The 23385-nt window shown below is 73.7% G+C and carries 20 protein-coding genes; 13 read left to right on the plus strand and 7 right to left on the minus strand.

Annotation, left to right across the window (positions count from 1 at the left end):
* The first annotated feature begins 8 nt into the window (after window positions 1–8).
* The 12 genes from ACQPZ4_RS07935 (at window position 9) to pspM (ending at window position 12548) form a co-directional block, all read left to right on the plus strand.
* Window positions 9–2645, plus strand: a complete 2637-nt coding sequence (locus ACQPZ4_RS07935; protein ID WP_433057477.1) for a DNA translocase FtsK 4TM domain-containing protein — start codon at window positions 9–11, stop codon at window positions 2643–2645.
* 9 nt (window positions 2646–2654) lie between these two features.
* On the plus strand, window positions 2655–3575 hold the full coding sequence (locus ACQPZ4_RS07940) for an AEC family transporter (RefSeq protein WP_433057478.1): 921 nt from the start codon (window positions 2655–2657) through the stop codon (window positions 3573–3575).
* Window positions 3576–3583: 8 nt separating this feature from the next.
* Window positions 3584–4228 (plus strand): helix-turn-helix transcriptional regulator, encoded by a 645-nt coding sequence (locus ACQPZ4_RS07945; RefSeq protein WP_433057479.1) that lies wholly within the window; start codon window positions 3584–3586, stop codon window positions 4226–4228.
* A gap of 9 nt (window positions 4229–4237) precedes the next feature.
* Window positions 4238–4681, plus strand: coding sequence for a DUF3291 domain-containing protein (locus ACQPZ4_RS07950; protein WP_433057480.1), 444 nt, complete (start codon window positions 4238–4240; stop codon window positions 4679–4681).
* Window positions 4682–4731: 50 nt separating this feature from the next.
* On the plus strand, window positions 4732–6171 hold the full coding sequence (gene rimO / locus ACQPZ4_RS07955; RefSeq protein WP_433057481.1) for a 30S ribosomal protein S12 methylthiotransferase RimO: 1440 nt from the start codon (window positions 4732–4734) through the stop codon (window positions 6169–6171).
* A complete protein-coding gene (gene pgsA, locus ACQPZ4_RS07960) occupies window positions 6168–6818 on the plus strand; it encodes a CDP-diacylglycerol--glycerol-3-phosphate 3-phosphatidyltransferase (protein WP_433057482.1) in 651 nt (216 codons plus the stop codon). The genes rimO and pgsA overlap by 4 nt, the downstream gene beginning before the upstream one ends.
* 118 nt (window positions 6819–6936) lie before the next feature.
* A complete protein-coding gene (locus ACQPZ4_RS07965; RefSeq protein WP_433057483.1) occupies window positions 6937–7434 on the plus strand; it encodes a CinA family protein in 498 nt (165 codons plus the stop codon).
* Window positions 7435–7529: 95 nt separating this feature from the next.
* Window positions 7530–8003 (plus strand): helix-turn-helix domain-containing protein, encoded by a 474-nt coding sequence (locus tag ACQPZ4_RS07970; protein WP_433057484.1) that lies wholly within the window; start codon window positions 7530–7532, stop codon window positions 8001–8003.
* Between the two features lie 93 nt (window positions 8004–8096).
* Window positions 8097–9917: a substrate-binding domain-containing protein gene (locus ACQPZ4_RS07975; RefSeq protein ID WP_433057485.1), complete on the plus strand. Its 1821-nt coding sequence runs from the start codon at window positions 8097–8099 to the stop codon at window positions 9915–9917.
* A gap of 31 nt (window positions 9918–9948) precedes the next feature.
* Window positions 9949–10770 (plus strand): hypothetical protein, encoded by an 822-nt coding sequence (locus tag ACQPZ4_RS07980; RefSeq protein WP_433057486.1) that lies wholly within the window; start codon window positions 9949–9951, stop codon window positions 10768–10770.
* 142 nt (window positions 10771–10912) lie between these two features.
* The gene (locus ACQPZ4_RS07985) at window positions 10913–11767 is read left to right on the plus strand and encodes a PspA/IM30 family protein (protein WP_433057487.1); all 855 of its coding nucleotides are present in this window, start codon (window positions 10913–10915) and stop codon (window positions 11765–11767) included.
* 19 nt (window positions 11768–11786) lie between these two features.
* A complete protein-coding gene (gene pspM / locus ACQPZ4_RS07990) occupies window positions 11787–12548 on the plus strand; it encodes a phage shock envelope stress response protein PspM (RefSeq protein ID WP_433057488.1) in 762 nt (253 codons plus the stop codon).
* A 253-nt stretch (window positions 12549–12801) separates the two neighbouring features.
* On the opposite strand, the gene ACQPZ4_RS07995 is transcribed toward pspM, so the two are convergent.
* The 6 genes from ACQPZ4_RS07995 to ACQPZ4_RS08020 all read right to left on the minus strand — a co-directional run bounded on the left by ACQPZ4_RS07995 (window position 12802) and on the right by ACQPZ4_RS08020 (window position 17836).
* Window positions 12802–13623, minus strand: coding sequence for a hypothetical protein (locus ACQPZ4_RS07995; protein ID WP_433057489.1), 822 nt, complete (start codon window positions 13621–13623; stop codon window positions 12802–12804).
* Between the two features lie 275 nt (window positions 13624–13898).
* Window positions 13899–14711: a DNA-formamidopyrimidine glycosylase family protein gene (locus tag ACQPZ4_RS08000; RefSeq protein WP_433057490.1), complete on the minus strand. Its 813-nt coding sequence runs from the start codon at window positions 14709–14711 to the stop codon at window positions 13899–13901.
* Window position 14712: 1 nt separating this feature from the next.
* The gene (locus ACQPZ4_RS08005; protein ID WP_433057491.1) at window positions 14713–15174 is read right to left on the minus strand and encodes a hypothetical protein; all 462 of its coding nucleotides are present in this window, start codon (window positions 15172–15174) and stop codon (window positions 14713–14715) included.
* A 13-nt stretch (window positions 15175–15187) separates the two neighbouring features.
* Complete coding sequence (locus ACQPZ4_RS08010; RefSeq protein WP_433057492.1) at window positions 15188–15658, minus strand: N-acetyltransferase family protein; 471 nt, start codon at window positions 15656–15658, stop codon at window positions 15188–15190.
* On the minus strand, window positions 15659–16867 hold the full coding sequence (locus tag ACQPZ4_RS08015) for a glycoside hydrolase family 5 protein (RefSeq protein ID WP_433057493.1): 1209 nt from the start codon (window positions 16865–16867) through the stop codon (window positions 15659–15661). It abuts the gene before it with no gap.
* 39 nt (window positions 16868–16906) lie between these two features.
* Entirely contained in the window at window positions 16907–17836 is a 930-nt protein-coding gene (locus ACQPZ4_RS08020) for an LLM class F420-dependent oxidoreductase (RefSeq protein ID WP_433057494.1), read from the minus strand.
* An 18-nt stretch (window positions 17837–17854) separates the two neighbouring features.
* Here ACQPZ4_RS08020 and ACQPZ4_RS08025 point away from each other — a divergent pair, with 18 nt between their 5' ends.
* On the plus strand, window positions 17855–18619 hold the full coding sequence (locus ACQPZ4_RS08025) for an SAM hydrolase/SAM-dependent halogenase family protein (RefSeq protein ID WP_433057495.1): 765 nt from the start codon (window positions 17855–17857) through the stop codon (window positions 18617–18619).
* Window positions 18620–18742: 123 nt separating this feature from the next.
* Here ACQPZ4_RS08025 and ACQPZ4_RS08030 read toward each other — a convergent pair whose 3' ends face one another.
* Window positions 18743–23242 (minus strand): ATP-dependent helicase, encoded by a 4500-nt coding sequence (locus ACQPZ4_RS08030; protein WP_433057496.1) that lies wholly within the window; start codon window positions 23240–23242, stop codon window positions 18743–18745.
* Window positions 23243–23385 lie beyond the last annotated feature (143 nt).

Genomic DNA, 23385 nt, shown 5'->3' on the forward strand with positions numbered 1-23385 from the left:
TGTGACACATGGCGGGCCGCACCTCCCAGGCCGGCCGCGGCGGAGGCACGGCCAACGCGCGCGGCGGTTCGAACACGCGTGCTACCCCGCAGAAGCGAGCGAACCCCCGCTCGCCCGCGAAGGCGGCCACGCCGACCAAGACCACCCGCGGCCGGGCCACGCCCGCGCGCGGCACCACCCGCGCCGCGACCCCGGTCCGCCGGCGCCGCACCGGGGCCATGGTCGCCACGCCGCTGGGCCTGTTCGGGCGGGGCATGATCGCGGTCTGGATGGGCCTCGCGCACAGCGTCGGCTGGGGCGCCCGCGCCATCGGCCGGCAGGCGGCGACCGCCCGCGACCTCGATCCGGAGCACCGCCGCGACGGCGCCGGGCTGGCCATGATCGGGGCGGCCGTCCTGCTCACCGCGGCCCTGTGGTTCCAGGCGGCCGGGCCGGTCGGGCGCTGGCTGGCGAGCATCTGTCACACGTTCATCGGGGCTGCCTCCGCGGTACTTCCCGTGCTGCTCCTGATCGGCGGGATCAGGGTCATGCGCTCGAACGACGACGCCGACGAGCACCGCGGGCGCGGCCTGGTCGGCTGGGGCGCGCTGTTCATCGGCGGCACCGGCCTGATGCACCTGGCCGCGGGCGCCCCGACGCTGCCCGCGCGGATGGACCGGGCCGGGGGCCTGCTCGGGCGGGGCGGCGGCGGCCTGCTGGAGATGGCGGTCACGTCCTGGGTCGCGGTACCGCTGCTGCTCCTGCTGTCGGCCTTCGGCCTTCTGGTCGTGACGTCGACCCCGATCAGCCGCCTGCCGCACCGGTGGCGCCAGCTGCGCGACCTCGCGCTCGGGCGGGTCGAGGACCCGACGCTCGTCGACGAGGACGAATACGAGGAGCTCTACGACGAGCCGGAGGAGCGCCCCGCGCGCCGCGCCCCGGCCCGTCGCCGCCAGAGTGCCCGCGCGGGCGACGAGCCCGAGCCGCTGCCGCACCCGCTGGGCCTGGACCCCGACGAGTTCGACGCGGCCGCGCCCGACCTCGACCCGGAGCTGGTCCACGACACCGTGGTGCTGCAGCGGATGCCGGCCGGGCGCAAGAAGAAGGAGCCCAAGGCGGCGCCCGAGAAGGAGCCGCCGGAGCACTCGCCGATGCCGACGCGGGCCGAGCAGCTCGCGCTCACCGACGCCGACTACAAGCTGCCGCCGCCGACCCTGCTGGGCACCGGCGACGCGCCGCGCGGCCGGACCCGGGCCAACGACGAGGTCACCAACGCGCTGCAGGGCGTCTTCGAGCAGTTCGGCGTGGACGCGCTGGTCACCGGCTTCACCCGGGGCCCGACGGTGACCCGCTACGAGGTCGAGATCGGCCACGGCGTGAAGGTCGAGCGGATCACGGCGCTGTCCAAGAACATCGCGTACGCGGTGAAGTCGGCCGACGTGCGCATCCAGAGCCCGATCCCCGGCAAGAGCGCGGTCGGCGTCGAGATCCCCAACTCCGACCGGGAGAACGTGGCCCTCGGCGACGTGCTGCGCTCCCGCGTGGCCACCTCCGACCACCACCCGCTGATGGTGGCGCTGGGCAAGGACATCGAGGGCGGCTACGTCGTGGCCAACCTGGCCAAGATGCCGCACATCCTGATCGCCGGCGCGACCGGCGCGGGCAAGTCCAGCTGCCTCAACAGCCTGCTCGTGTCGCTGCTGACCCGGGCCACGCCGGACGAGGTCCGGCTGCTGCTGGTCGACCCCAAGCGGGTCGAGATGACCAGCTACGAGGGCATCCCGCACCTGGTCACGCCGATCGTGACGAACCCGAAGAAGGCGGCCGACGCCCTCGACTGGGTGGTCGGCGAGATGGACATGCGCTACGACGACCTCGCCGCCGCCGGGGTCCGCCACATCGACGACTACAACCGCAAGGTGCGCGCGGGGCAGATCACGGCGCCGCCGGGCAGCGAGCGGCAGATCCGGCCCTACCCGTACCTGCTGGTGATCGTCGACGAGCTCGCCGACCTGATGATGGTCGCGCCGCGCGACGTCGAGGACTCGGTGGTGCGGATCACCCAGCTGGCCCGCGCGGCCGGCATCCACCTGGTGCTGGCCACCCAGCGCCCCAGCGTCGACGTGGTGACCGGCCTGATCAAGGCCAACGTGCCGTCCCGGCTGGCCTTCGCCACCTCCAGCCTGGCCGACTCCCGGGTCATCCTCGACCAGCCCGGCGCCGAGAAGCTCATCGGCCGCGGCGACGCCCTGTTCCTGCCGATGGGCGCCTCCAAGCCGGTCCGCATCCAGGGCGCCTGGGTCAGCGAGACCGAGATCGCCGACGTCGTCAAGTTCTGCAAGGACCAGCGCGAGCCCGAGTTCCGCGAGGGCGTGACCCAGAAGCGCGACGAGGGCAAGAAGAAGATCGACGAGGAGATCGGCGACGACCTCGAGCTGCTCGTGCAGGCCATCGAGCTGGTCGTGACCAGCCAGTTCGGCTCGACGAGCATGCTGCAGCGCAAGCTGCGGGTCGGCTTCGCCAAGGCCGGGCGGCTCATGGACCTCATGGAGTCGCGCGGCATCGTCGGCCCGTCGGAGGGCTCCAAGGCCCGCGACGTGCTGATCAAGCCCGACTCGCTGGCCGAGGTGCTGGGCGGCCTGAAGGCCGACGGGGACGACGACTAGCGTCTGGGCGTGCTGGCCGCGTTCGTTCCGATCTGGGCGCTCACTGCCGTCGGGTTCCTGGCCGGGCGCAGCGGGGTGCTCGGGGCAGCCGCGGTCGACGTGCTCGGGCGGTTCGTGTTCTACGTGGCGATGCCCGCGGCGCTGCTCAACACGCTCACCCGGCAGCCGATCGGGGGCACCGCCGGGCGGGCCGTGGCGGCGTTCTCGGTGGCCACGCTGATCGTCGGAGCGGTCGGGTTCTGCGCCGCGCGGTGGGTGTTCCGGCGGCCGCTGGCCGAGCAGACGATCGCCGCGATGGCCTCCGGGTACGTCAACGCCGGCAACCTCGGCATTCCGGTCATGGTGCAGGTGCTGGGCGACGCGAGCTTCATCGCCGTGGTGCTGCTGATCCAGACGAGCATCCTGACGCCGATCATCCTCGGGACGCTGGACGTCGCGCAGAGCGATCGCGCGGCCGGGCGGTGGCGGCGGCTGCTGACGGTGCCGCTGCGCAGTCCGGTGATGCTCGCCTGTCTGGCCGGCGTGATTCTCGGGGCACTGCACGTACACCTGCCGCGGCTGCTGGGCGATGCGGTGGCGCTGCTCGGGGACGCCGCCGTGCCCTCGGCGCTCGTCGCGCTGGGGCTCTCGCTGGTGCCGCGGCGGGACGGGGAGGGCGAGGCGCGGCGGCCGGTGGAGGTGGCGCTGGCGGTACTGCTGAAATCCCTCGTGCAGCCGCTGCTGTGCCTGCTGCTGGCGCGGTTCGTGTTCGGGGTCACCGGACCGGCGCTGCTGGCCGCGGTGCTGTGCTCCGCGCTGCCGACGGCGCAGAACACGTTCGTCTACGGCCGCGCGTACGGCGTCGACGGCACCTTCGCGCGGGACGTGATCGTGGCGTCCACCGGGCTGTCGATGGCGACCCTGACGCTCGTGGCGACGCTGCTGGGATAGTTGAGCGCGTGAGCGACCAGGGGATCGGAGCCGTCGCGGCGCTGGGGGACGCGCGGCGGCGGGCGGTGTACGAGTTCGTCGCGTCCGCGCGCGAGGCGGTCAGCCGGGACCAGGTCGCCGAGGCGCTCGCGATCGGGCGCACCCTCGCCGCGCATCACCTGGACAAGCTGGTCGAGGCGGGGCTCCTCGACGCGACCTTCGCGCGGCTCGGCGGGCGCAGCGGGCCCGGGGCCGGAAGACCCGCCAAGGTGTACCGCCGCAGCTCCGTCGAGCACGCCGTGAACCTTCCGCCGCGGGGGTACCGCGTGCTGGCCGAGGTCTTCGCCGAGGCCGTCTCCGAGGCCGGGGTGGAGCCGGCGCTCTACGCGGCCGCGCGGCGGACGGGGGAGCGGCTCGCGAGCGGCGACATCGAGGCGACGCTGCGCGGGATGGGCTACGAGCCGTTCGCCGACGGGGCGGTCTGGCGGCTGCGCAACTGCCCGTTCGACGCCGTCGCGCGGACGCACCCGGGGGTGGTCTGCGGGGCGAACCTCGCGCTGCTGCAGGGGGCGCTGGGCGAGCGCGGCGTACGGATCGATCCCCGGCCGGACGGGTGCTGCGTGGTGGTGGATCGAGACACAACGGGTACTAAAAACAATGAAAGTTTGTCTTAGACTGCCGTCATGACGCCTCAACTCGCTCAGCTCAACGTCGGTGTGCCGGTCGGGCCGCGCGACGACCCGCGGATGGCGGACTTCTACGCCGAGCTCGACCGGATCAACGCCCTCGCCGACGGGTGGCCGGGCTTCGTGTGGCGGCTCGTGGACGACACCGGCGCGGATGCCACCTCGCTGCGCCCGTTCGGCGGCGATCTGATGGTGAACATGTCGGTCTGGGCGTCGCTGGAGGCGCTGCGGGAGTACACCTTCCGTAGTGGGCACCTCGACGTGCTGCGACGGCGGCGGGAGTGGTTCGTGCCGCTCGGCGAGCCGCACATGGTCATGTGGTGGGTCCCGTCCGGGCACCGGCCGGCCCTCACCGAGGCGCGGGAGCGGCTTGACCTGCTGCGCGCGGCCGGGCCCAGCGAGAAGGCGTTCACCTTCCGGGACACCTTCCCGGCCCCCTGAGGGCGGATCCGCTCCGCAAAATGTCAGTCCCGGTCGGTACCCTCGACAGCATGTCCACCAACGCTGACCGCCGCGTAGCCCTGCTCACCCTGGGCTGTGCCCGCAACGAGGTGGACTCCGAGGAGCTCGCCGCGCGACTGGCCGACGGCGGGTGGTCGGTGACCACCGACGGCACCGACGCCGACGTCGTGGTCGTCAACACCTGCGGCTTCGTCGCCAAGGCCAAGCAGGACTCGATCGACACCCTGCTGGCGGCGGCCGACACCGGGGCCAAGGTCGTCGCCACCGGCTGCCTCGCCGAGCGCTACGGCGAGCAGCTGGCCGGGGAGCTGCCCGAGGCCGACGCGGTGCTCGGCTTCGACCACTATCCAGACATGGCCGCGCGCCTCGACGCCATCCTGGCCGGGGAAACCATCCCATCGCACACCCCGCGCGACCGGCGCACCCTCCTGCCGCTCACCCCGGTCGCCCGCCGCGAGGCGGCGGTCGTCACACCGGGGCACCTGCCGGCCCACCTGCGCGGGGTGATGCGCCAGCGGCTCGACAAGGGCCCGGTCGCGCCGCTCAAGCTGGCCAGCGGCTGCGACCGGCGGTGCGCGTTCTGCGCCATCCCGGCCTTCCGCGGCGCGTTCGTCTCCCGCACGCCCGACGAGATCCTGGCCGAGGCCGAGTGGCTGGGCCAGAACGGCGTGCGCGAGCTGGTCCTGGTCAGCGAGAACTCGACCTCCTACGGCAAGGACCTCGGCGACCCCCGGATGCTGGAGAAGCTGCTGCCCCAGCTGGCCGCGACCGCCGGCATCGTGCGGGTGCGCGTCTCCTACCTGCAGCCGGCCGAGACCCGGCCCGGGCTGATCGAGGCGATCGCGACCACGCCGGGCGTCGCGCCCTACTTCGACCTGTCCTTCCAGCACTCCAGCGAGCCCGTCCTGCGCCGGATGCGCCGTTTCGGCTCCACCGAGCGGTTCCTGGACCTGCTCAAGGCGGCCCGCAAGCTCGACCCGGACGCCGGCGCCCGCAGCAACGTGATCGTCGGCTTCCCCGGCGAGACCCGCGAGGACGTCGACGAGCTCGCCCGCTTCCTCACCGAGGCGCGGCTCGACGCGATCGGCGTGTTCGACTACAGCGACGAGGACGGCACCGAGGCCGCCGGGCTGCCCGACAAGGTGCCGGCCGGGACGGTCAAGAAGCGGTACGACTGGATGAGCGCCCTCGCCGAGGAACTCTGCGCGCAGCGGGCCGGCGACCGGGTCGGCTCGATCGTGGAGGTGCTCGTCGACACCGTCGAGCGCGACCAGGACGGCGTGGACGTCGAGGGCCGCGGTGCGCACCAGGCGCCCGAGGTCGACGGCTCCACGACGCTCGTGGGCGGCGGAAACCTCGACCCCGCGTCCCTGCGCCCCGGCGACCTCGTGCGCGCCAAGGTCGTCGAGAGCGTCGGCGTCGACCTGGTCGCCGCCCCCATCGAACTCATCAGCCCGGCGGCGCCGTGAGCCAGGTCAAGTCCCCGCCGCTGCTCAACCCGGCGAACGTCCTCACGGTCGTCCGCATCGTGCTCGTGCCCGTCTTCGTGCTGTGCGCCGTCGCCAGCGGGATGAGCCACGACGGTTGGCAGCTCGCGGCGGGCCTGACCTTCATCGTGGCCTCGGCCACCGACTACGTCGACGGCTGGCTCGCGCGCGCCCTGGACCTCGTCACCGCCTTCGGCAAGGTCGCCGACCCGATCGCCGACAAGGCGCTGACCGGCGCGGCCCTCGTGCTGCTGTCGTTCTACGACGAGCTGCCCTGGTGGGTGACGGCGGTCATCCTGATCCGCGAGTGGGGCGTGACCGCGCTGCGCTTCTGGGTCATCCGGCACGGGGTCATCCCGGCCAGCCGGGGCGGGAAGGCGAAGACGGCGCTGCAGATCCTCGCCATCGGGTGGTACCTCACGCCGCTCCCGCACGGCCTCGCGCTGATCGGGCCGTGGCTGATGGCGGCCGCGGTCGTGGTCACCGTGGTGACCGGGGCCGACTACGTGCTGCGGGCGATCCGGATCCGGCGCGAGTCACTGGCCGCGCGGGCGGCCGGGGGCGGAGTGCTGCCGGGACCGGGCGCGGCGCCGGCCGTGGCGCCGCAGGCGGATGAGCCGGTCGCTTGAAGAGCTTCCTGGAGTGCGGTGCGAGTCCGATATGTCGGGCGCTGACGCGCCGCGACATATCGGATTTTTCGTATATGCCGGGTTTTGCGCGATGTGAGATGCCCTAGGGAGGGCTCGGGTGGGAACCGATCGGGCGGACGCGATTCTGACGGCCCTCAGGGCGCGGGGCGAGACCCTGGCCGTGGCCGAGTCACTGACCGGCGGGCTGCTCGCCGCGGCCTTCGTCGAGGTGCCGGGTGCGAGCCGGGTGTTCCGCGGCGGGATCGTGGCGTACGCAACAGAATTGAAGGCGAAGCTCCTCGGCGTCCCGCCGCCGCTGCTGTCCTCGCACGGGCCGGTCGACCCGGCGGTGGCCGCGGCGCTGGCGGCCGGGGCCCGGGAGCGGTGCGGCGCGGACTGGGCGGCGTCCACGACGGGGGTCGCCGGACCGGACCCGCAGGCTGGTCAGCCGGTCGGCCGGGTCTACGTGGCCGTGGTCGGGCCGCCGGCCGGGGCGGGTCAGCCGGACCGCGTCGAGGTGCGGGAACTCACCCTGGAGGGGGATCGGGCGGCCATCCGGACCGGTGCCGTCGCGGCCGCCCTCGGGTTGCTGGCCGAGACCCTCGCCGTCCCATAACGGCGGGGCAGGGTGTCGATCGGCTTCTCACCAGGTACCGTGGCGGGTACCAGTTTTTCCGCGGCCCTGCCAGCTGCGTCGAAGGGGGTGCCACCGTGCTGCTTCGTCGGGTGATCGGTGACGCGCTGCGAGCGCGACGGCAGGCCCAGCATCGGACTCTCCGCGAGGTGTCGACCGCGGCGAACGTGAGCCTCGGCTACCTGTCGGAGATCGAGCGCGGCCAGAAGGAGGCGTCCAGCGAGCTGCTGGCCGCGATCTGCGAGGCCCTGGGCGCGGCGCTGTCCGAGGTGCTGCGCGATGTGAGCGACACCCTGGCCCTGGCCGAGGATCTGCCGCCGGTGCTCGTGCCGGTCGGCGCGCCCGCGCCGGACTCCGGTTCGGGCGAGGCCGCCCAGCCCGCCCCCGCGCCCGCCGCGGAACCCGTGCCGGCCGCGAGCGCCATCGTGCGGGGCGCGCCCCGCTCGAAGCTGGACGCGAAGCTCTCGGTGGCCGTGCATCACGACGGGCCGCTGCGCACGACCCTGCGCGCCACGCGCGACCGCGACCGCGACGTCGTGCTCGTCGCCTGACGCTGCCGTTCTGCAAGCCGGTTCGACGCCACCTGACACACTGGTGCCGCGCCCGTGCGGGGGCGCAGGACCCAGCGCGGAGGCGAACGAACCGTGAGCTACCCGGCACCCAACCGGCGGCGGAACCCCTTACCGATCATCATCGCCGCGGTGATCGGCGTGCTCGCGATCTGCGGCGTCTACTTCTTCCTGGCCAACCGGGGCGGCGACGACGGCGGCACGCAGGCCGACACGCCGCGCCGCGAGGGCTGCGTCACCCTCAACGTCACCGCGTCCAGCGAGAAGGCCGCGCTGATGACGGAGTTCGCCAAGGCCTACATCAAGTCCGACCGGCGCTTCGACGGCAAGTGCGCCGACCCGGTGGTGCAGACCAAGGCCTCCGGCGCCGCCCTCGACGCGCTCGCGGCCGGGTGGGACACGAAGAAGGACGGCCCGCAGCCGACCGTCTGGACGCCGGCCGCGTCGTCGTGGGTCTCGCTGCTCAAGCAGCGCCTGGCCAGCGGGGACAAGGGGGGCCTGGTCCCGGACGGCAAGCTCCCGATGATCGCGCAGTCTCCCCTGGTACTGGCGATGCCCAAACCGATGGCCGAAGCGCTCGGCTGGCCGGACAAGGCGATCGGCTGGGGCGACGTCTTCGGGCTGATCAACGATCCGAACGGCTGGGGCTCCAAGGGTCACCCGGAGTGGGGCAAGTTCCGGCTCGGCAAGACCAACCCGCACTTCTCCACGTCGGGCCTCAACGCGACCGTGGGCGCGTACTTCGCCGCCACCGGGCGCTCGACCGACCTCGTGGACAAGGACCTCGCCGACCCGAAGGTGCTGCAGTACGTCAAGTCGGTCGAGTCCAGCGTGGTGCACTACGGCGACACGACGCTGACCTTCCTGTCCAACCAGCTCGCCGCCGACCAGGGCGGGCGCGGGCTCAACTACGTCAGCGCGGTCGCGGTCGAGGAGAAGTCGGTCTACGACTACAACACCGGCAACCCGACCGGCGACCCGGCGCTGGCCGGCAAGGGCACCAAGCCGCGGGTGCCGCTGGTCGCGATCTACCCCAAGGAGGGGACGCTGGTCAGCGACCACCCGTACGTGGTGCTGAGCAACGCCTCCGACGAGCAGAAGGCCGCCGCGGCCGACTTCCTCGCCTACGTACGCGACGGCGCACAGCAGAAGCGCTTCACCGACCTGGCCTTCCGCACCTACGAGGGGAAGGTCGGCGCGGGCGCCACGAAGGACAACGGGCTGCTGCCGGACGCGAAGTACACCGTGATCGACCCGCCCTCGCCCCAGGTGCTGGAGAAGGCGCTGACGACGTGGGACGCGCAGCGCAAGCGGGCCAAGGTGCTGCTCGTGCTCGACGTGTCGGGGTCGATGAACAACGACGCGGGCAACGGGCAGACCCGCATGCAGCTCGCGAAGCAGGCCGCGCTGCAGTCGCTGACGCTGCTCGCCCCGGACGACGAGGTCGGGCTGTGGACGTTCTCGACCGAGGTGGACGGGGCCAGCACGCCGTACACCGAACAGGTCCCGGTGGCGGGGCTGGCGGGCAACAAGGCGAAGCTCGAACAGGTCATCAACTCGTTGAGCGCCGAGGGCGGCACGGCCCTGTACGCCACGACGCGCGCCGCCCAGCGCAAGATGGCCGAGCTGAGCGATCCGAGCCGGATCAACGCCGTGGTGGTGCTCACGGACGGCAAGAACGAGTACCCCAAGGACAGCGACCTCGACGCGCTCGTGCGCGACGTCGACACGTCGGACAAGGAGATCCCGGTCCGCGTGTTCACGATCGCGTACGGCGGGCAGGCCGACCTCGGCGTCCTGCAGAAGATCTCCTCCGCCTCGCGCGCGGCCGCGTACGACGCCAGTGACCCCACGACGATCAACAACGTGCTCGTAAACGTGCTCAGCAACTTCTGATTCCCGCATTGAAGGGGGCACACTTACCGTCGTGGGCGTCAAGGAGCAGCTGACCGAGCCGTGGGGCCTCGTCGCGGCCGGCGTGCTGGGCGGGATGGGCGGCGCGGTCGCGGCCGCGCTCGCCCCGGCCGGCCTGCTCGTCGGCGTGCCGGTCGGCCTCGCGGTCGCCGGCGCGGTGTACGGGATCCGGGTCGGCCTCGGCGCGCTCACCGACCGCGGCGGCTCGCCCCGGGCGATCGACGCCGCACCCCCGCCCAGCCTGCCCACGCCCCCGCGCGGGAGCGACGCCGAGCGGTTCCTGCGCCGGGCCGAGAAGGCGGTGCGCACGCTGCGCCGCCAGGCCGAGGGCACCGGCGACCCGATCCTGCGGGGCCAGGTCTCCGAGGTCGACGACTCGGCCGCCGGCGCGCTGAGCGACCTGGCCCGATTCGCCGGCCAGGTGACGCTCATCGAGCAGACCGCGTCGGGGATCAACACGCAGGGGTTGCGCCAGGAGTACAACCAGATCCAGCGGAGCCTCTCCGGCCTCGCGCCCGGGCCGCTGCGCGACGAGCGGGAGCGGGCCCGGCGCGCGGTCGCCGACCAGCTGGACGTCGGCCAGCGGCTGCGCGAAGCCCGCGAGATGCTGCTGGCCCGGATGCAGTCCGCCGTGCTGGGCCTGGAGGGCCTGGTCGCGCGGATGGCGGAGCTGGTCGCGCTGCACGCGACCACGGTCGGTGGCGCGCCGCTGACCGCGTCCAAGGTGGCGGAGCTCACGAACGACCTCGAGGGCCTGCGCGCGGGCCTGGCCGAAGCCGAGCGGCTGAGTCGCTCGGCGCTCAGTGGCGGGGATGTCCCGGGCCCTCAGCCCTGAGATCCCCCTGACTTGTGTCCGCAATGTACGGGTTTCGCGGGAATTTTCGCCCGGTTGGCCTCCAACCGGGCGTGACGCTCTAGCGCTGGCCTGACACGATAGAAGCCGCACGTCCCTGTGCTGGCCGAGAGAGGACCGCGAAATGGCGAATCCGTTCGCTAAGGGCTGGAACTACCTTATGGCGCTGTTCGGTGCCAAGATCGACGAGCACGCCGATCCCAAGGTGCAGATCCAGCAGGCGATCGAGGACGCGCAGCGTCAGCACCAGGCGCTCGTGCAGCAGGCCGCGGCCGTGATCGGCAACCAGCGGCAGCTCGAGATGCGGCTGTCCCGGCAGATGGGTGAGGTCGAGAAGCTGCAGGGCTCGGCCCGCCAGGCCCTGACGCTCGCCGACAAGTCGCGCGCCGAGGGCGACGAGGCCAAGGCGCAGCAGTACGAGCAGACCGCGCAGGTCTTCGCGACCCAGCTCGTCGCGGCCGAGCAGGGCATGGAGGACCTCAAGACCCTGCACGACCAGTCGCTCAACGCCGCCGCCCAGGCGCGCAAGGCGGTCGAGAACAACGCGATGATGCTGCAGCAGAAGCTCGCCGAGCGCACCAAGCTGCTCAGCCAGCTCGAGCAGGCCAAGATGCAGGAGACCGTCGCCAAGTCGCTCGAGTCGATGAGCGGCCTCGCCGCCCCCGGCAACACCCCGTCGCTGGACGAGGTGCGGGAGAAGATCGAGCGCCGGTACGCCAACGCGATGGGCCGCGCCGAGCTCGCCTCCAACTCGGTGGAGGGCCGCATGCTCGAGGTGCAGCGCTCGACCCTCGACATGGCCGGCAGCTCCCGGCTCGACCAGATCCGCGCGAGCATGGCCGGCGAGAAGCTCGGCGCCGCGCCCGAGTCGCCCGCGGTCGCCTCGCCGGGCCAGAAGGACGCCAGCATCTCCCGGCTCGACGAGATCCGGGCCAGCATGAAGGACAAGCAGCAGGGAGACTCGGCCAGCGCCGGCTGACCGGGATCGGGGGGCGGTCATGGCCAGCGATCGGGACAAGCACCTCAAGCGGCTGCGCAAGCTGCACCGCTCGGCTCGGGGCTGGTCCGTGCGCGCGGGCCTGCTCACCGGCGCGACCGCCGTCCTCGTGCCCTACGCCGGCCTCGGCCTGCCCGACGCGTTCTGGGCGGCCGCGGCCGGCGGCTCCATCGCCATCACCTGGTGGCGGTGGGTCGATTTCAGAGCCTTCAAAGCTTTACCGGTACCCCCGGAGCCCGATCCCGCCCTCGCCGGCGCCGCCGCCCGCGAGAAGCTGGTGAACCTCGTCCAGCGCCTGCCCGCCGGCCGCACGGCGGTGGCCGAGTTCGACCGCCAGCGCGAGTCCTTCAAGCTGCGCGGCCTGACGGTGGCCGAACCCTGGCGCCGCCTGGACCGCGCCGCGCTCATGCTCAGCGGCCTCGTCGGCCGGCTGGGCCCGCACGCGGAGAGCGCGGTCCTGGACGCGGCAGTGGCCGAGCGCCAGCTGCGCGACCTCGCCCAGCGCTGTGCCTCCGTGGAGCGCACGATGCGGATCGGCCCGTCGGGCGACGCGCTGCGGCCGGCCCACCAGATGCTGGCCCAGCAGCTGGAGCAGGGCGTGGCGGCGTACGAGCAGTTCGTCACGGCGGCGGCGGGGTGCGTCGCGGAGGACAACGTGGCGGTGGGGAACCTGACGGACGCGACGGCGTTCCTGCGCGGGGTTGCCGAGGGGCTGGCCGACCTGCGCAACCCGCAGGCGGCGCCGCGGCCACAGACCGCCTGAATCGCTGCTCGCCTCCCTGCGGGCCGACTGCTGTTATTCGCCCTTTTGCCCGGTATGTCCAGCTCTCGTTGCTCGCCCTTTTGCCCGATATGTCCAACACTCCGTGATCGGACATATCGCATTTATCGCCCGACGGGGGATTCGCGAGGTCCCGGCGGCCTTCAGTTGGCGCGCATCACGACATGCCGCCTGTCGGGGTATAAGTCCGAAATGTCGGGCTAGCGAAGCGCCCGACATTTCGTGATCAGCAACGTCACTCGTTCGGCAGCAGGTAGCGCCAGCTCGCGCGGACCACCGTGCCGTCGGTCATCCGGTACGACGGCCAGGCGCCCCGCTGGTCCAGGTCCCGCGTCAGCATCCGCACGGCCGCGCGGGCCGCGTCGCCGTCCAGGTCGGTGCGGCGCAGGCCCTCGGCGTCCGGGGAGGGCAGGGAGATGTCCGCCGGCCACGGGGTCTCGGTCGCCGACGGGCTCGGGTCCGGGACGACGGGTGAGCCGGTGCCGGCCTGGCCGATCAGGGCCGGAACGGCCACGACGCGGACCCGGGTCGCCAGGTACGGCTGCGCCGTCTGGGACACCGCCTTGTGCACGGTCGCGAGGCGGTCGCGGGCGTCGTAGAGGACGTCGGCGTACACGTGATCGGGTTTGAGCTCGTCCATCCCCTCGGCCGTGAAGGTCAGCCGGCCCGTCGGGGACCAGACCGTCACCTTGGTGACCGGCGCGTCGACGATCGTCGGGGTCGGGGTCGGCTTCTTCTGGGAGGCGCTCGCCCGCAGGTCGTCCGCCAGGCTGTTGGCCAGGGCGCGCAGCTGGTCGGGGTCGAGGCGGGAGCGGTACGTGGCGTCCGCGATCGCGTCGCCGTCGCCGTAGACGACCAGGCGGGGCGGGCGGAGGGCGGTGATGCCGGCGGCGGTCAGACCGCCGGTGAGCTCCCAGGTGGCCAGCGGCTGGTCCTGTGGCGGATCGAAGGAGTCGGTGGGGGTCGGCGTCACGCCGGGGGCGTCGTCGCACGCGGCCAGCGCCGCCGCCGCGAGCAATCCGGTGAGCAGGCCGCGGCGGGTCAGGCGGTGATCCATCGCCCCTCCCCATGAGACGTCCGGCCCGTCATCCCCGGCCAGCACCCTACCCCGTGCCCGCCAACCCGCCGTGCCCCGGTCACGGGGAGTACAACCGTCGAACGGTCGCGATGGATACGTTGCCAATAAGCAAGCTTCAAATCTGGCTTAGGGCGCGGGGCTTTTGGCGACGGGGGGCCTAGCGTTCCGAGGGTGCACATGCCGTACGACAACCAGGGCTTCTGGCTTGTCGACCTCGACGCCGAGGGCGATCTCGTCCTCGTGCGCCCGCGCGGTCACGTGCGCTCCGGAGGTCCGTTCCCGGCTTGGCAGTGCGGGCACCAGTACGTGATGCGGTCATGGTCGCCGCCCGTCCACCGGCGGATGGTGGTGCGGCACCGGCGGCACGGCTGACCGGAGCGCTCGAACACCCAGTTGGTCTCGCCCCGGCGCAGCGAGCCCGTCGTGGTCTGCGTGAAGCGGCCGCGGTTGGAGTTGAGCAGCGCGTGCGCCTTCGCCACCAGCGCGGCCGGGTCCGCCACCGCGCCGACGGGCGTCCATGGCGAGATGCCGCGCAGGAACAGGGTCTCGGCCTTGTACAGGTTGCCGATGCCCGCGAGATTGCGCTGGTCGAGCAGCGCGTCGGCGACCCAGCGGTCCGGCTTGGCCAGCAGCCGGCGCACCGCCTCGTCCGCGTCCCAGTCCTCGCCCATCAGGTCGGGGCCGAGGTGGCCGACGAGCCGCGCCTCCTCGCGCGTGGGCACGATCGCGAGCTCGTGCAGGTGGAAGCCCACGGCGACGGCGGCGGGAGTGTGCAGCGCCACGCGGATCAGGTGGGCCGGGCGGCCCGTCCAGCGCTCGCCCGGCTTGTACGTGCGCCACGCCCCGTCCATGCGCAGGTGCGAGTGCAGGGTGAGCGGCTCCCGGTCCTCCCGGGTGAGCCGCAGCAGCAGGTGCTTGCCCCGGCACGCGGACTCGGCGATCGTCCAGCCCGACAGGTCGGCCGCGGCCAGCTGCGGGACCCGGAAGTCGCTGCGCGTGACCGTCTGGCCGGTGATCGCCTGGCCGAGGATCCGAGCGGTGTTCCAGACGGTGTCGCCCTCGGGCACGCTACGAGCCCGCCGGCGCGACGGAGTACCGCTGCAGGTGCCCGCGGGTCTCCAGCGCGGCCACCACGGCGTCCGCGTCCGCGCGCGACTCGAGCCGGGCGACCTCGTACCGCCCGCCGTCGTCGGCCTCGCGCAGCACCAGCCACAGCCCGGCCTCGACCCGGGCCTGGACCTTCCGGGCGCTGTGCTCGGCCTCCCGCAGGTGCGCGGCCGCCTGCTCCTCGGCCAGCCGCAGGATCTGCTCGACGCGGGTGCCGAGGCCGGGCAGCCCCGCGCGGGGCTCCGCGCCGTCGGCGGCCTCCTCGGGCGGCGTCGGCCCGCTCGCGGCGAACATGACCAGCCCGACGACCGTCGCGGCCACGCCGGTCCACAGCGCGGTCGCCTGCGCCCGGGACGCGGCGAGCTGCGACCCGGCGAACAGTCCCACGCCGAGCCCGATCAGCACCAACGCCCAACGCCTCATACCGGTTCCGAGGCTAACCCATGCGCTCCAGTTGCATGATCCCGTCACCCCCGGCGAGCGTCGATGTCCGGCCGGTCGGGTGATACCCGGCCTTCTCGTACAGCCGCCGCGCCCGCGCGTTGCTCGTGCGCGTCCACAGGGTCGTGCGCCGCCATCCGGGCGCGTGCAGCGCGTCGAGAACCAGCCCGCCCAGGCCGGCGCCCTGGCGCGCGGGCGCGACGAAGACCATGGAGACGTGGCCGTACCCCGCGATGGGCGCGCCCGCACCGTCGTCCGCCCGGCCCGGCTCGGCCAGCCCCATCGCGACCGTCTCGGCACCGTCGACCGCCACCACGACCAGCGCGTCGGCCTCGCGCAGCTTTTCCCACACCCGGTCCACCCGGGCGGGCGCGGGCGCGTGGCCGCGCGCCTCGTTGGCGGCCCGCCACACGGCCACTGCGCGGTCGAGGTCGTCGGGAGCCGCTGGTCGTACCGTCACAGGCATCTAGGCATTGAGCACCTGGCGACCCATCGGCGTCAATGCCTGGCAGTGCGCCGGCGGCGGCCACGTGACGCTGCGCAGCTCGTCCTCGTAGGTCATCCAGTAGTGCCCGCTGCCGTCGTGGTCGAAGTAGGCGTGCGACTCGTAGGCGACCCGGTGCGCGGGGTCCTTGATCCAGGCGACCGGGTGCATCTCGCCCCACGAGGGCGGCCCCATCGGGATGTACCCGCTCACCAGGATCGCCCGCTCGTCGCCCGTCGCGCGGATGGCGTCGACCGCCTCCTGGGCCGCCTGCTGCCAGATCAGCGCGCCCGCGCGGCCGTCGGCGGCCAGCCGGGTCGGCTCGTTCAGCAGCCCGAGCCCGATCACCGACGGGTCGTCGGCGGCGACGCTCATCCGGCGCCAGAAGTCGGCCAGGGCGGTCGTCGGCAGCCGGAACTCGCCCAGCCGCAGCATCGTCACCGGGCCTGCCTGGCCGCCCCCGAGCGCGTAGTCGCCGTAGTTGTGCAGGTCGATGATGACCGCCAGCCCGGCGTCGTCCGCGTGGCGCAGCGCATCGCGCACCCGCGCGAGCTCGGTCTGGTCCAGCGGCCCGAACGGCCGGGGCTGCAGCCGCTCCCAGTTCACCGCCAGCCGCACGAGGCGCACGCCGCGCCCGGCCAGGAACGCGTAGCTCGACGGCGTCTCGTAGGTGTAGTCCTGCCCGTAGCGGCCCGGGTTCGTGGTGCCGAAGCCGCCGTTGCTGTCCGACGCCGCGAAGCTGCCCGCGGCCAGGTTCACCCCGCGCAGATACCCCGGCGTACTGCCGTGCCGCTCCACGATGTGCGCCTGCGGCCCGGCCACGTCGACCTTGAGGCCCTGCGCGACCGGGCGGTACACGGCCATCGGGTAGTTCGCCGGCCAGGTCCCCGCGGCCCAGGCGGTGACCGGGAGCCCGACCGCGTCGGCCGCCTCGTACCAGGCCTCGGCGACCTTGCTCCACTGCGCCGCGTCCTTGTCGCCGGGCCACCCGATCTCGCCGATGAACCCCGTCGCGTGGTTGCGCCGGAGCCAGGCCGAGAAGTTGGCGAGCCCGGCGACCGCACGGGCCTGCACGTCGTCCTCGACGCACAGCACTTTCACCGGTCTTGGTTCCTGCAGCGGTACCGCCAGTGCCGCCACCAACAGCAGCAGCACGCCGACGAGCGCCAGGGCCTTGTGAAGCCGGTGCACGCCGAACGTCTGCCCGGATCTTGGGGCTTTAGCCCTTCGCTACAGCAGCGGCGCCAGTTCTGTGGCGAGCAGCTCCAGGTGGTCGAGGTCGCGCAGGTCCATGAGCTGCAGGAAGGCGCGGGAGGCGCCGGCCTTCACGAAGCCGCTGATCTGCTCGGCGAGTTGGTCCGGCGTGCCGTACAGCTGGCCGGGCTGTGGCTTTTTGGGGTCGAGGCCGAGCGCCTCCGCGCGGCGGCGCACCTCGGCCTCGTCGCGGCCGCACACGATCGTCTGCGCGAACGAGAACACGATCGGGGCCCGCCCGTCGCGGCCCTCCTGCTCGATCGCCTCGACCACCCGCCGGTACTGCGCGTCGGTGTCGTCCAGCGATGAGAACGGCACGTTGAACTCGTCGGCGTAGCGCGCGGCGATGCGCGGGGTCCGCTTCGGCCCCTTGCCCCCGATGATGATCGGCGGCCCGGCGGGCTGGGCCGGCTTCGGCAGCGCGGGCGAGTCGACGACGTCGTAGTGGCGCCCCTCGAAGCTGAAGGTCTGCCCGGCGGGGGTGGTCCAGAACCCGCGCAGGATCTCCAGCTGCTCGGTGAGCCGGTCGAAGCGCTCGGGCGCGGGCGGGAACGGGATGCCGTACGCGGTGTGCTCCCGCTCGAACCACCCCGTCCCCAGCCCGAGCTCGACCCGGCCGCCGCTCATGGCGTCGACCTGCGCGACGGCGATCGCGAGCGGGCCGGGGAGCCGGAACGTGGCGGAGGTGACGAGCGTGCCGAGCCGGATCGTGGACGTCTCGCGGGCGAGGGCGCCGAGCGTCACCCAGGAGTCGGTCGGGCCGGGCAGCCCGTCGCCGGACATGGTCAGGTAGTGGTCGGACCGGAAGAACGCCTCGAACCCGAGCTCCTCGGCCCGCTTGGCGATGGCAAGCTGGTCCTCGTATGACGCGCCGAGCTGAGGCTCGGTGAACACGCAAAGCCGCATGGACCGGACACTATCGCGATGATCTCCTTCACAACGGACTACGGGCTGTCCGACGGCTTCGTGGCGGCCTGCCACGGCGTCCTGGCCCGGCTGGCGCCTGCGGCGCGCGTCATCGACGTCACCCACCTGGTTCCCCCGGGCGACGTCCGGCGGGGCGCGGCGGTGCTGGCCCAGACGGTGCCGTCGCTGCCGCGCGGCGTGCACCTGGCGGTCGTGGATCCCGGCGTGGGCACGGCCCGGCGCCCGGTCGCGCTGGCCACGGGCGACGGGAGCTTGCTCGTCGGCCCGGACAACGGCCTGCTGCTTCCGGCCGCGGCCGCACTGGGCGGCGTGGCGACCGCCGTGCACCTCACCAACCGCGTGTGGTTCGCGGCTTCGGTCTCGTCGACGTTCCACGGGCGGGACATCTTCGCTCCGGTGGCCGCCCGGCTGTTCTCGGGCGCGCCGCTGTCGGAGGGCGGGCCGGAGATCACCGACCTGGTCGCGCTGCCGGACCCGTACGTCGAGCAGCGCCCCGGCCTGCTGGCGTCCGATGTGCTGACGGTGGACCACTTCGGCAACGTGCAGCTGGCTGTCCCTGCTTCGGCCCTGGCTTCACTCCCGGCCGCGGTCCTGGTCGACGGCGCGCCGGCCGTGCACGCCGCGACCTTCGGCGACGCCGGGCCGGACGAGCTGGTGCTCTTCGCCGACTCGGCGGGTTACGCGGCGGTCGCCGTGAACGGCGGCAGTGCCGCTGATCGCCTCTCGCTCACCCCCGACTCCAGAGTGACCATCACCTACTAGCCGCGCAGGACACAGCCGTTGCCCAGCCGCGCAGGACGCAGCCGTTTTCTAGCCGCGCAGGCGCAGCGTTGCCCAGCCGCGCAGGACGCAGCCGTTTTCCAGCCGCGCAGGCGCAGCCGTTGTCTAGCCGCGCAGGCGCAACCCCCGCGGCGTGCTGCGGAACCCGGCCCCGGCGAGGGCGTCCCGCAGTGGCGACTGCAGGATCGACTCCCCGTCGGCCCGTTCGACGGAGAGCGCGCCCAGCGCCCCGCCGTGCACCGCGTCCGCCAGCGCCTTCGCGGCCAGGGCCAGCAGCTCCGCGTCGTCGGCGTAGGACAGCAGGGTCCGCCCGCCGCGCTCGACGTACAGGATCAGGTCGCCGCCGACGGTCACGACGAGCGATCCGGCCTTGCGCCCGGCGCGGTGCCCGGACCGCTCGCCGTCGCCCGCGTCCACGACCCGCTCCGGCCAGGGCAGCGCCGCGCCGTACGGGTTCGCGGGATCGGTCGCCGCCAGCACCAGCGCGTCGCGGTGCTCGGACCCGCCGCGCAGCCGGTCGACCGCCCCCGGCAGCGCGAACTGGGCGGCGCCGAGACCCTCGACGAAGTACCCGCGGCGGGCCGCCCCGCGCTCCTCCATGGCCGCCAGCACCGGGTAGACGCCGGCGAACGCGCCCGGCAGGTCCTCGGACATCACCGCGCCGCGGGTCACCACGCCGTGCCGGTCCAGCAGCAGCTCGGCGTTGGCCGTGGCCCGCCGGGTCGGGTCGAGGTCCCGCTCGGGCAGCCGGTACCACCGGCCGGCCGCGGTCGGCGGGCCCGTCCGTGCCACCGCGAGCGAGGCCCGGCCCATGGCCAGCGCACTCGCCCGCCGGTACCGCGACTTCGGCGCCGACGGCCGCGACCGGTGCGCCCCGCCGCCGCCGAGCTTCGCGCGCAGCGGGGCGATCGTGTCGTTGGACAGGTGCCCGGCCCAGACCAGGTCCCAGAGCGCGCCGATGAGCTCGTCCTCCGGCGCGTGGATGGTCTCCGCGAGCCCTCGGAAGAACAGCGCCTGCCCGCCGGCCAGCGCCTCCAGGACCGCCTCGTGCAGCGGCCCGCCCACCTCGGCCGGCGGCGGCAGGAGCAGTGGGGCGGCGTCGGCGAAGGCGAGCGTGACCCAGCCGTCGTGCTCGCCGATCGAGCCGGTGCCGGCCCACAGCAGGTCGCCTGAGGCGGTGAGCTCGTCGAGATACGCCTGGCTGTAGTCGCCGACCCGGGCCGGCAGGATGAGCCGCTCCAGCGCCGAGGCCGGCATCGCGATGCCCTGCAGCTGCTCGATCGCGGAGGCCACCGCCTCGACGCCGCGGGAGCGGGAGCCGCCGATGTGGTGCCACTGCGGCAGGAAGCGGGCCAGCTGGCGGGGCGGCACCGGTTCGATCTCGCGGCGCAGCGCGGCCAGCGAGCGGCGCCGCAGCAGGCGCAGGATCTCGGCGTCGCACCACTCGGTGCCCGCGCCGTCGGGGGAGAACTCGCCGGAGACGGCCGAGGGCAGCCGGCGCAGCGCCTGCTCGACGACGAACACCCCGAGCCCGAACCGCGCCGCGCACGCCGCGGCCGTGAACGGGGCGTGGGTGCGCGCGTAGCGGCTCACCAGGTCGCCCAGCGGATCGGCGACCGGCTCCAGGTACGCCGTGGGCAGCCCCACCGGCAGCGCCACCCCCAGCGCGTCGCGGTAGCGCCCGGCGTCCTCGACGGTGATCCAGCGCGCCTCGCCGGCCACCCGGATCTCGATCGCCCGCCGCCGCTCGGCCAGCTCCCGGGCCCAGGCCGGGTCGGCCCCGCGGGCCGCGAGCCCCTCGTCGCCGAGGTCGCCGAGCACCCGCAGCATCTCCGCGACGTCCTCGGCGTCGCGCGGGGTGCGCTGCTCGCCGAGCCACTGCAGCGAGGCCTCGGTCTCGGCGACGACCGCCGGGTCGAGCAGCTCCCGCAGCTCCACCCGGCCGAGCAGCTCGGCGAGCAGGGTCGGGTCGAGCGCGAGGGCGGCGGCGCGGCGCTCGGCCAGCGGCGCGTCGCCCTCGTAGAGGAAGGCCCCGACGTAGCCGAACAGCAGCGACCGCGCGAACGGCGAGGGCCGCTCGGTCTCCACCTCGACCAGCCGCAGCTTGCGCCCGGCGACGTCGCGCATCACGCCGACCAGCCCGGCCACGTCGAACACGTCCTGCAGACACTCCCGCGCGGCCTCGAGCGTGATCGGGAAGTCGGCGTAGTCGCGGGCCACGTCGAGCAGCTGGGCCGAGCGCTGCCGCTGCTGCCACAGCGGCTGCCGCCGGCGCGGGTCGCGGCGGGGCAGGAGCAGGGCCCGGGCCGCGCACTCGCGGAACCGGGCGGCGAACATCGCCGACGTGCCGACCGTCTCCTCGACGATCCCGGCGATCTCGTCGGGGTCGAACGCGACCAGCTCGGCGCCCGGCGGCTCGTCGGCCACGTCGGGCAGCCGGACCACGATCCCGTCGTCGCTGGGCATGACCTGGGCGTCCACGCCGTACCGCTCCTGCAGCCGGCGCCCGATCGCCAGCGCCCACGGGGCGTTGACGCGCGCGCCGAGCACACAGTGGACGGTCATCCGCCAGTCGCCGAGCTCGTCGCGGAACCGCTCGACGAGCACCGTGCGGTCGTCGGGCAGGTGCCGGGTCGCCTCGCGCTGCTCGCGCAGGTAGGCCAGCAGGTTGTCGGCCGCCCACTCGTCCAGCCCGCCGGCCCGCAGGTGGGCCCGGGCCGCGTCGTCGCCGGACTTCACGAACCCGCGCAGCCGCGCCCCGATCGCCCGGCCCAGCTCGACCGGCCGGCCCGGCGAGTCGCCCTTCCAGAACGGCATCTTGGCCGCGGCGCCGGGCGCGGGGGTGACCAGCACCCGGTCGGGGGTGATGTCCTCGATCCGCCACGAGGTCGAGCCGAGCAGGAACACGTCGCCGACCCGCGACTCGTAGACCATCTCCTCGTCGAGCTCGCCGACCCGGGCCGCCTTCTCCGCGCCGGCCAGGAACACTCCGAACATGCCCCGGTCGGGGATCGTGCCGCCGCTGGTGACGGCGAGCCGCTGGGCGCCGGGCCGGCCCGAGAGCATCCCCTCGGTGCGGTCCCACACCACCCGCGGGCGCAGCTCGGCGAAGGCCGTGGACGGGTACCGCCCGGCGAGCATGTCCAGCACCGCATACAGCGCCGAGTCGGGCAGGTCGGCGTAGACCGCGGCCCGCCGGACCAGCTTGGCCAGGTCGTCGACGGACCAGGCCTCCATCGACACCATCGCCACGACCTGCTGGGCCAGCACGTCGAGCGGGTTGCGGGGGTAGCGCAGTTCCTCGATGCCGCCCTCGACCATCCGCTCGGCCACGACGGCGCAGGAGACCAGGTCGCCGCGGTGCTTGGGGAACACCACGCCCCGGGAGACGGCCCCGACCTGGTGCCCGGCCCGGCCGACCCGCTGCAGCCCGGCCGCCACGCTCGGCGGCGCCTCGATCTGCACCACCAGGTCGACGGCGCCCATGTCGATGCCCAGCTCCAGGCTGGAGGTGGCGACCACGGCCGGCAGCTGCCCGGACTTGAGCGCCTCCTCGATGTGCTTGCGCTCCTCGCGCGAGACGCTGCCGTGGTGGGCGCGGGCCACCACCGGCGGCGCGCCCCCGGCCATGCCGGCCTGGGCCATCATCTCGGCCGGGGTGCGGCCCGGCTCGGCCTGCGGTACCCCGGCGCGGGCCCCGGCCAGCTCGTTGATCCGCGCGCAGAGCCGCTCCGCTCCGCGCCGCGAGTTGGTGAACACGATCGTCGAGCGGTGCTCCTGGATCAGGTCGAGCACCCGCTCCTCGACCGCGGGCCAGATGGACGCCTGCCGGGGCGCCCCGTCGTCGTCCTCGCCGGGCGTCGTCTCGCCCAGCGCCGTCATGTCCTCGACCGGCACCTGGACCTCGACCTCGATGGTCTTGGCGCTGGGCGGCTGGACGATCTCCACCGCGGCCGCCCCGCCCAGGAACCGCGCGGTCTCGTCGATCGGCCGCACCGTCGCCGACAGCCCGATCCGCTGCGCCGGGCGCTCCAGCAGCGCGTCGAGCCGCTCCAGCGACAGGGCCAGGTGCGCCCCGCGCTTGGTGGCACACACCGCGTGCACCTCGTCGATGATCACCGTGTCGACCCCGCGCAGGGACTCCCGCGCCTGCGAGGTGAGCAGCAGGAACAGCGACTCGGGGGTGGTGATCAGGATGTCGGGCGGGGTGCGGGTGAAGGCCCGGCGCTCGTCGGCCGGGGTGTCGCCGGTGCGCATGCCCACCTTGATGTCCGGCGGCGCCTGGCCGAGCCGGGCGGCGGCCTGCCGGATGCCGGCCAGGGGGGCCCGCAGGTTGCGCTCGACGTCGACGGCCAGGGCCTTGAGCGGGCTGACGTACAGCACCCGGCAGCGGCGGGCCGGGTCCTCCGCCGGGTGCGCGGCCAGCTGATCGAGGGACCACAGGAACGCGGCCAGGGTCTTGCCGGAGCCGGTCGGCGCCACGACCAGCGCGTGCCGGCCGGCGCTGATCGCCTGCCACGCTCCGGCCTGGGCCTTCGTCGGCGCCGCGAACGCCGCGCGGAACCACTCGCGGGTCGCGGCTCCGAATCCATCCAGCTCTTTCATGCCCCCAATCCTGCACCGGGGGTACGACACTTTTTCAAGGGTGGAGCGATTTGCCCGATTTGGTCCGATTGGCCTACTGTGTGCAGCACCCCTGGACACCCGTACTTGCCTGGCCGGGCAGCGAAGGGGTCCCCCGTCCGGTC

Origin of the sequence: Dactylosporangium sp. CS-033363 (assembly GCF_050942475.1) — a bacterium.
Taxonomy (GTDB): Bacteria; Actinomycetota; Actinomycetes; order Mycobacteriales; family Micromonosporaceae; genus Dactylosporangium.

What these genes read in the sequence shown, in the direction of transcription:
- ACQPZ4_RS08030 (WP_433057496.1), bottom strand. Translation starts at nt 23,242, where the DNA reads ATGAAAGAGCTGGATGGATTCGGAGCCGCGACCCGCGAGTGGTTCCGC.
- rimO (WP_433057481.1), top strand. Translation starts at nt 4,732, where the DNA reads ATGTCCACCAACGCTGACCGCCGCGTAGCCCTGCTCACCCTGGGCTGT.
- ACQPZ4_RS07950 (WP_433057480.1), top strand. Translation starts at nt 4,238, where the DNA reads ATGACGCCTCAACTCGCTCAGCTCAACGTCGGTGTGCCGGTCGGGCCG.
- ACQPZ4_RS07935 (WP_433057477.1), top strand. Translation starts at nt 9, where the DNA reads ATGGCGGGCCGCACCTCCCAGGCCGGCCGCGGCGGAGGCACGGCCAAC.
- ACQPZ4_RS07985 (WP_433057487.1), top strand. Translation starts at nt 10,913, where the DNA reads ATGGCGAATCCGTTCGCTAAGGGCTGGAACTACCTTATGGCGCTGTTC.
- ACQPZ4_RS08025 (WP_433057495.1), top strand. Translation starts at nt 17,855, where the DNA reads ATGATCTCCTTCACAACGGACTACGGGCTGTCCGACGGCTTCGTGGCG.
- ACQPZ4_RS07995 (WP_433057489.1), bottom strand. Translation starts at nt 13,623, where the DNA reads ATGGATCACCGCCTGACCCGCCGCGGCCTGCTCACCGGATTGCTCGCG.
- ACQPZ4_RS08020 (WP_433057494.1), bottom strand. Translation starts at nt 17,836, where the DNA reads ATGCGGCTTTGCGTGTTCACCGAGCCTCAGCTCGGCGCGTCATACGAG.
- pspM (WP_433057488.1), top strand. Translation starts at nt 11,787, where the DNA reads ATGGCCAGCGATCGGGACAAGCACCTCAAGCGGCTGCGCAAGCTGCAC.
- ACQPZ4_RS08010 (WP_433057492.1), bottom strand. Translation starts at nt 15,658, where the DNA reads ATGCCTGTGACGGTACGACCAGCGGCTCCCGACGACCTCGACCGCGCA.
- ACQPZ4_RS08005 (WP_433057491.1), bottom strand. Translation starts at nt 15,174, where the DNA reads ATGAGGCGTTGGGCGTTGGTGCTGATCGGGCTCGGCGTGGGACTGTTC.